8 protein-coding genes are annotated in these 7,347 nt (G+C 48.9%); all 8 read right to left on the bottom strand.

The window, feature by feature from the left end; translation table 11 throughout:
- Positions 1–38: 38 nt before the first annotated feature.
- The gene (gene spoVM / locus QD47_RS28890; RefSeq protein WP_014282289.1) at positions 39–119 is read right to left on the bottom strand and encodes a stage V sporulation protein SpoVM; all 81 of its coding nucleotides are present in this window, start codon (positions 117–119) and stop codon (positions 39–41) included.
- A gap of 142 nt (positions 120–261) precedes the next feature.
- The gene (locus QD47_RS28885) at positions 262–513 is read right to left on the bottom strand and encodes a hypothetical protein (RefSeq protein ID WP_044649370.1); all 252 of its coding nucleotides are present in this window, start codon (positions 511–513) and stop codon (positions 262–264) included.
- Positions 510–1,178, bottom strand: a complete 669-nt coding sequence (gene rpe / locus QD47_RS28880; RefSeq protein WP_044649369.1) for a ribulose-phosphate 3-epimerase — start codon at positions 1,176–1,178, stop codon at positions 510–512. Before rpe ends, QD47_RS28885 begins: the two co-directional genes overlap by 4 nt.
- 4 nt (positions 1,179–1,182) lie before the next feature.
- The gene (gene rsgA, locus QD47_RS28875) at positions 1,183–2,100 is read right to left on the bottom strand and encodes a ribosome small subunit-dependent GTPase A (RefSeq protein ID WP_044649368.1); all 918 of its coding nucleotides are present in this window, start codon (positions 2,098–2,100) and stop codon (positions 1,183–1,185) included.
- An 87-nt stretch (positions 2,101–2,187) separates the two neighbouring features.
- Complete coding sequence (gene pknB / locus QD47_RS28870) at positions 2,188–4,470, bottom strand: Stk1 family PASTA domain-containing Ser/Thr kinase (protein ID WP_044649367.1); 2,283 nt, start codon at positions 4,468–4,470, stop codon at positions 2,188–2,190.
- A complete protein-coding gene (locus QD47_RS28865; protein ID WP_044649366.1) occupies positions 4,467–5,243 on the bottom strand; it encodes a Stp1/IreP family PP2C-type Ser/Thr phosphatase in 777 nt (258 codons plus the stop codon). The genes pknB and QD47_RS28865 overlap by 4 nt, the downstream gene beginning before the upstream one ends.
- 6 nt (positions 5,244–5,249) lie before the next feature.
- Positions 5,250–6,290 (bottom strand): dual-specificity RNA methyltransferase RlmN, encoded by a 1,041-nt coding sequence (gene rlmN / locus QD47_RS28860; RefSeq protein ID WP_044649371.1) that lies wholly within the window; start codon positions 6,288–6,290, stop codon positions 5,250–5,252.
- 189 nt (positions 6,291–6,479) lie between these two features.
- Positions 6,480–7,347 (bottom strand): 16S rRNA (cytosine(967)-C(5))-methyltransferase RsmB (gene rsmB, locus QD47_RS28855; RefSeq protein ID WP_044649365.1); only part of this gene is annotated, 868 nt, incomplete at its 5' end.

The raw sequence follows: 7,347 nt of genomic DNA, 5'->3' as shown, positions 1-7,347 counted from the left end.
CTCTTCATTTTGCATCCTGTGTGTACGTTACGTGAAATTCAGCTTTTCTGGAATGTATTCAGAATGGCTTTGACGAATCCACCCAGAAATCTTGGTAGCTTGATTGTATAAAACTTCATGCTTCACCCTCCCCATCATCCTCGTGCATCTGTTCTCTGTAGTTTATGCAACCTGTCAAGGGTTGTTGCCATACAAAAAAAGGCTACATGAGAATCCCGCTCATGTAACCATATTTATGCACATCCATCCCATGCTATACCATTAGACAAGTCCACGAACATACAGATATGCTGAGAGTATGAAAATAAATAGGATATAATAAAGCACGCTGCTTATTACAAAGCCGATACGCAAACCTCGCCGTTCATTTTTACGAAAATAAAACAGCACAATCAGAACGGCAACGAGTGAAAGAAGGGCATTCCAAGGAGCCTTCACCAGCGAAAAGCAACTTAAGATCACACCTGTCGCCATACTCGCTACCGTCATCCACAGCGCTTCGGTCAGCTTCACTTGGACAAATGAGCTGCACTGTCCCGAATAGCCGCAATAGCCGCTCCACGGTCCGCTCTGCCGAATACCGCACTACCAGCCACCAGAACATCAGCACCTGCTTCAAATACGGCTGGTGCCGTCTCCTCGGCGATGCCACCGTCTACCTCGATATGTACATCCGGACGGCCGATTTCATTCAACCATGTGCGAATCTGTCTGATTTTATCCAGCGTCTCCGGAATAAAAGACTGCCCTCCAAACCCAGGGTTAACTGTCATAACCAGAATCATATCTACATTTGGCAGCACTTCCTTGATCGCATATGGTGAAGTGCCCGGATTGAGGGCCACACCCGCAAGAGCACCTTGCTGCTTGATCAAATGAATGACCCCGTGCAGATGAACACAAGCTTCGGCATGAACGGTGACGATATTAGCTCCTGCCTTCACAAAATCACCGATGTAACGTTCAGGATGCTCAATCATCAGATGAACGTCCAGAGGAAGGCTCGTATGCGGACGAATAGCCTGAACGATAGGAGGCCCTAAGGTAATATTGGATACAAAATGACCATCCATGACATCCACATGAATCCAGTCTGCTCCTCCTGCTTCAGCATCCGCAACTTCACTGCCCAAACGGGCAAAATCAGCGGATAAAATCGACGGTGCTATTTTTAACATATGCTCAGTACCTCCGCTTTTTTTCTTTTAACTCCTGATAAAACTGTAAATAGTTATCATACCGGCCCTGCGAAATATGTCCTTCTGACAAAGCCTCTCTCACTTTACAGCCAGGTTCGTGAATATGAGTACAGCCTCGGAATTTGCATCCTTCTGCATACGACTGGAATTCACGGAAACATGGAGATAACTCATCCACACCCAGCTCCAGGAAATCCAGTTGGCTGAAACCCGGTGTATCTGCTACAAAACCGCCATTGTCGAGTGGAATTAATTCCACATGACGAGTCGTATGCCGTCCCCGCCCCAGCTTATTGCTAATGGCGCTCGTCTCCAGCGTTAAGCCGGGTTCCAGCGCATTAAGCATGGAAGACTTCCCAACACCTGACTGCCCGGAAAACACGCTGATTTGACCAGCCAACAGCTTCTTAAGCTCAGCCGTACCTTCCCCGGTACGTGCACTCGTCACCAGCACCTCATAACCAATCTTCCGGTACATTTCCTGAACGGCCAAAACCGTCTCATCCTCCGAAGGGCTGCCCTCATACAAATCGCGCTTTGTCAGACAGATAATTGTATCCAGCCCGGCGTGCTCAATATGCACCAAAAATTTGTCCAGCAGAGGCAGATTTAAATCCGGCTCACGCAGGGAAAACAACAATACGGCAAGTGTAGTGTTAGCCACTGGCGGGCGAATGAGCTCCGTCGTGCGCTTCCGAATCTCATTAACCATACCTTCCCCGTTTTCAGTCAGTTCATAAACGACCCGGTCGCCGACAAGCGGCGTAATCTCTTTTTTCTTAAAAATTCCGCGTGCTCTGCATTGTACCGTAGCTTCGCCGGATACCGGCCGCCCATTCTGATCCAGACTGGAGACATAATAATATCCGCTGAGCGCCTTGACGATCAGACCTTCAGGCATGTGTAAGCCGTCCTCCTTTATATGTTTAAGTTCCAAAATTCGAATAGTGAAAGCGAATTACGGATAGTATACTGACCTCCGGCAAGATTACTGATGCTTTACAGCCTCAATGACTTCACCCTGTTTTTTTTGGAGGCCCTTTCCCTTACCTGGATGGTTTGTGTGTTTAACAGCAAACTCACCACGCGCTAGGCCCGTAGAACCCGTTTCGGGGGCAAGAGCAGACGGTTCACCGTTACTATTGGTGCCATCCTGATTGCTTGGGTCACCCCCGGTATTACCATCATTTGAAGTATCCCCGCTATTCCCTTGTTCGCCACTTCCACTACCATTATGTGAAGAAGTACCATCTGGCATATCTGTTGGTGTAGTTCCAGCAGGCGGAGCGATTTGAGGCATCGTCACCGTGCCATTCTTTGCATCAATATAAGAAACGGGATACGTATCGACAAATTGTCCATCTCTGTATACAGAAACCACACTATCCTTGTTCGGAGCTAGCAACAGATTAATAGTGAACACTTGTGTCGTATTAATCGTACGGCTTCCCCATTCCTGGTTTTCTCCGCGTGCATCCGTATAAGTAATACGAATCTTGCTGTTTTTACCCTCTTCCTTCGGCGCAACTGGCACATTAAATGGCAGTGTAATCGCTTCTGGCGGATAACCAGTGCTTACATAAAACGTAATTTCCGTATTTGGAGGCAAATCACTGCCAGCCTCTGATGGCCACTGCTTGGTTACTTTTCCTTTTTCCTGCTCATAGCTGAATTCCTCTTTAATCGAGCCAACCTTCAGGCCCGCCTTTTTGACCTCATTTTCTGCTTCCTTCTGTGTATGCCCGATCAGATCTGGCATTTTCACTGTAGCAGCGCCCTTGCTGACCGTCAGCACTACCTGTACCGTATCCTTATCAAAGGACTCATTCGCCGCCGGTGTCTGACTAAGGACGGTTCCTTCGGCCTTATCACTGAACTGCTCATTCCGCTGAATCTGTGTCTCCTTAATTTGCTGGGAGGTCAACAGCTTGACAGCATCATCATAGCTCTGCCCTTTGACATCCGGCATCGGAGTAAGTGGCTTGGCAATCCCGACTTTCAGCTCAATTTCTGTTCCCTTCTTAACCACAGATTTCTCTGGATAGCTCTGATAGAAAACAACTCCGGGCGCAATCCCATCCTTATATTCATGCACAATCGGATCCTTAATAACCAACCCGGACTGACTGATCAGCACTTTGGCCTGATCCTCGGTTTTGGTCACCACATTCGGCACTTCAACGTCAGGGACAACGAGCAAATTTTGCACATAGTACACCACACCACCCATACAAATAAGCAACAAAAGTACCAGAGTTACCCACAAGATCGGCTTCTTTTTACTTTTTTTAGCCGTTTGCTTGCTCTGAGGCTTTTCAGAATTGCCGGATTGGGCAGGCACGTCGTCTCCATTGGAGGACATTCCCATTTGCTGAGGCTTAATAGCCGGAATAACCCGTGTTTGATCCTCATCGTCCAAATGTGTAAATTCCAGTTTGGATTCATTACGTCGTCCTGGCAACAGGCATGTCTCCAAATCTTTTAACATTTCATCCGCTGATTGATAACGTTCCTCCGGATTTTTGCGCATGGATTTTAAAATGACGTTTTCCACGCTTTGCGGAATCAGCGGATTAATTTTGCGTGGTTCCTCAAACTCCTCTTGCAAATGCTTGAGTGCTACACTGATCGGGCTTTCCCCCAGAAAAGGGAGTTGCGCCGTCAGCATTTGGTATAAAACAATCCCAAGAGAATATAAGTCCGATTTCTCGCCGGTGACGATTCCCTTCGCATGCTCAGGTGAAAAGTAATGGACAGAGCCCACAACAGAGCCTGTCTGGGTAATCGTCGTTGACGTGACGGCTCTAGCAATCCCAAAATCGGTTACCTTAACCCGTCCGTTGCGCCCGATCAATATGTTATGCGGTTTAATGTCCCGGTGAATAATCTGATTTTGGTGAGCGTGTTCCAGCGCATCACAAATTTGAGAAGCGATTCGTACCGCTTCATCCACTTGCAGCGGAGCACGTTCCTTAATGATTTCGTTCAGATTTTTGCCCTCCACGCACTCCATTACAATATAATGGATTTCATCCTCTTGGCCGACATCATAAATACTGACCACATTCGGATGGGAAAGCGAGGCGGCAGACTGTGCCTCACGCCGAAACCGGCGAATAAATTCATCATCATGAACAAATTGCTGACGCAGCACCTTGACCGCCACATTACGATTCAGCAAAATGTCTTGAGCCCTATACACCAGCGCCATACCGCCGCCGCCGATACGCTCAATAATTTCGTATCTTCCCCCAAGCAGGTGCCCGATCATGCGTCACACCCCTTTTCACTCAATGAAACTGTGTCATCGGGCAATTCAAACAAAGCTACCGTGATGTTGTCGTCGCCTCCGGCAAGCAGTGCCAGATGCAGCAGACGATCCGCTCGTTCCTCCAGAGGATTCTCGGCGGCACCTACTACTTTACTAATTTGATCCTCTGTCACCAGATTGCTCAGCCCGTCGCTGCACAGTAACAGTACATCGCCTTTTTCCAGGGAGATGGAGTCCATATCCACCTGCACCTCGGAATCAGTACCCAGCGCCCGTGTTAACACATTGCGGCGGGGATGGTTCTCCCGCTCTTCCTTGCTGATCTGACCGTTTTTGAATAACTCATTGACCAGTGTGTGATCTTCCGTAATCTGACGTACCACTCCTTTAGAAATCACATAGGCACGGCTGTCCCCGATATGTCCGATAATCCCGGAGGCATCGTTTAGCAAAACTGCTACAACCGTTGTTCCCATATTATGATACTTGTCATCGTGGGCAGCCGTCTGGAAGATGACTTCATTAGCATGTAAAATAGCGTCGCTAAGCGCCGCTGTCAAAGAATGCGCGGATAACCCGCTCTCCAGCGTCGCCAAATCAGCGGCAAGTGTCTCAACCGCAAGGCGGCTGGCCGTATCACCGGCCAAATGCCCCCCCATCCCATCGGCAACAATTCCAAGAATATATCCCTGCTCCAAGTGCCTGATCCAGGCAGAATCCTCATTCACCGAACGTACACGTCCGACGTGGCTGACATGAACTGTTTTGATCAAATGGTCTCACCCCAACTCCATATGCTTTGCACGCAACTGGCCGCACGCAGCGGCGATATCATGACCCTGCTCGCGCCGGATCGTCACATTGACGCCTTTCTCGGCAAGAATGCGCTGGAAATTGAAAATATCGCTGCGCGATGTGCGCACATACTTGCGCTCAGGCACATGGTTAACCGGAATCAGGTTGACGTGGCACAGCATGTCCTTCAGCACGTCCGCCAGTTCTTCGGCATGTTCCGCCTGATCATTCACTCCGCCAATCAAGGCATATTCAAACGAAATTCTCCGGCCTGTTTTAGCAAGATAGTAACGAAGCGATTCCATAACATCCTGAAAAGGATAACGCCGGTTTACAGGCATCAGCTTCGAACGAAGCGCATCATTAGGCGCATGAATGGATATTGCCAGATTAATCTGGGTATCCTCGTCCGCGAATTTGTAAATATTCGGCACGATACCACTGGTCGATACCGTGATGTGACGCTGACCAATATTCAGGCCCTTTTCATGAACCATCGTACGCAAAAATGTCATGGTCGCTTCATAGTTTTCAAAAGGCTCACCCGAACCCATAATGACGATGCTGCTCACACGCTCATTCGTCTTATCCAAAATTTTCTGTGCCTGAACGACCTGCGCGGTAATTTCACCGGCGGTCAGGTTACGTTTGAGTCCCCCAAGCGTCGAAGCGCAGAATGTACAGCCGATTCGGCAGCCCACTTGAGTCGTTACACAAATACTGTTTCCGTAATTGTGTCTCATAATAACTGTCTCGATAGCATGATCATCATGCAGACCAAACAGGAATTTTACCGTACCGTCCTTCGACTCCAGCTTTGTAATTTCATGAAGCGTCACAAAGCTGAACTGGTCCTCAAGCTTCTCTCTCAGCGACTTGGACAAATTCGTCATCTCACTGAAATCATTGACCCGCTTCACATACAGCCAATCAAAAATTTGTCCTCCGCGAAAAGCAGGCTCACCGTTGCGCTTGGTCCAGTCCTGCAACTCCTCCAGAGTTAAATCATATATAAAAGGTTTCATCAATGTTTGCACCCGTTCCTTCTTCATTAAGTTCTGTTTCATTCTCACAGACAGTGTTTTTCATTCTTCCTATTTTAGCACAAATCCCTGAGGGGGTAAAAATTTTTCGTCCCAATGCAAAAACCGCCGGATGATGTCCGGCGGAATGTGGAAATGTTGGTGGTTGACTGCCTTCGGGATTCTTACGAACTATTTCACCCGGCGCAAACGCGCGATATAAAATCCGTCGCTGTGAAAATGCTGCGGCAACAGCTGTATCGAGCCGCGCTGAGCATGATCCATGCCATCAGTTACGTCTGATAAGAAATGTCCTTCTGCCAGTTCATACTCGGGATGGTCACTTAAAAAACGGGTGATTTGCCCTTCATTTTCATCCGGTTCAATCGTGCATGTACTGTATACCATAATACCGCCCGGCTTCAAAAGCCCAGCTACGCTGTTCAGCAGTTCATGCTGGAGCTGTGTAATGTCACGAACATCCTGGAGAGTTTTACTCCAGCGCAAGTCAGGCTTGCGGCGGATCACTCCAAAACCGGAGCATGGCGCGTCCAGCAAGACGCGGTCAAATGATGCCGGAGCATAGCGACTTTTCAACTCAAGTGCGTCCCCGGTGACCGTTTCCACGGCATCCAGCCCTAGTCGATCTGCCTGTTCCTGGATTAGCCGATGTTTGTGAGCATGCAGATCGTTGGCGATAATCCGGCCCTGATCCTTCATTAACTCAGCCATATGAGCTGTTTTGCCGCCCGGAGCAGCGCAGCAATCCAGTACCAGCATATCCGGCTCAGGCGCAACCGCCTCGGCGACGAGCATGGAGCTTTCGTCCTGCACGGACAGCAAACCGTCTGTATACCAGGAAGTGAGCGCCATATTTCCGCCGCTGCGAACGACAATTCCGTAAGGGCTAACCGCTGATGGAACAGCATCCACCCCTTTCGCAATCATCTCGTTCAAGAGTTGATCACGACTGGTCATTGTCGTGTTCACCCGCACGCTGACCGCAGGTGGCTCATTATTAGCGCGGCAGATGGCTTCCGCAATATCCAAGTCGTCGTGT

The organism is Paenibacillus terrae (genome assembly GCF_000943545.1).
Lineage (GTDB): Bacteria > Bacillota > Bacilli > Paenibacillales > Paenibacillaceae > Paenibacillus > Paenibacillus terrae_A.
This window is presented reverse-complemented; position numbering and strand designations above follow the sequence as displayed.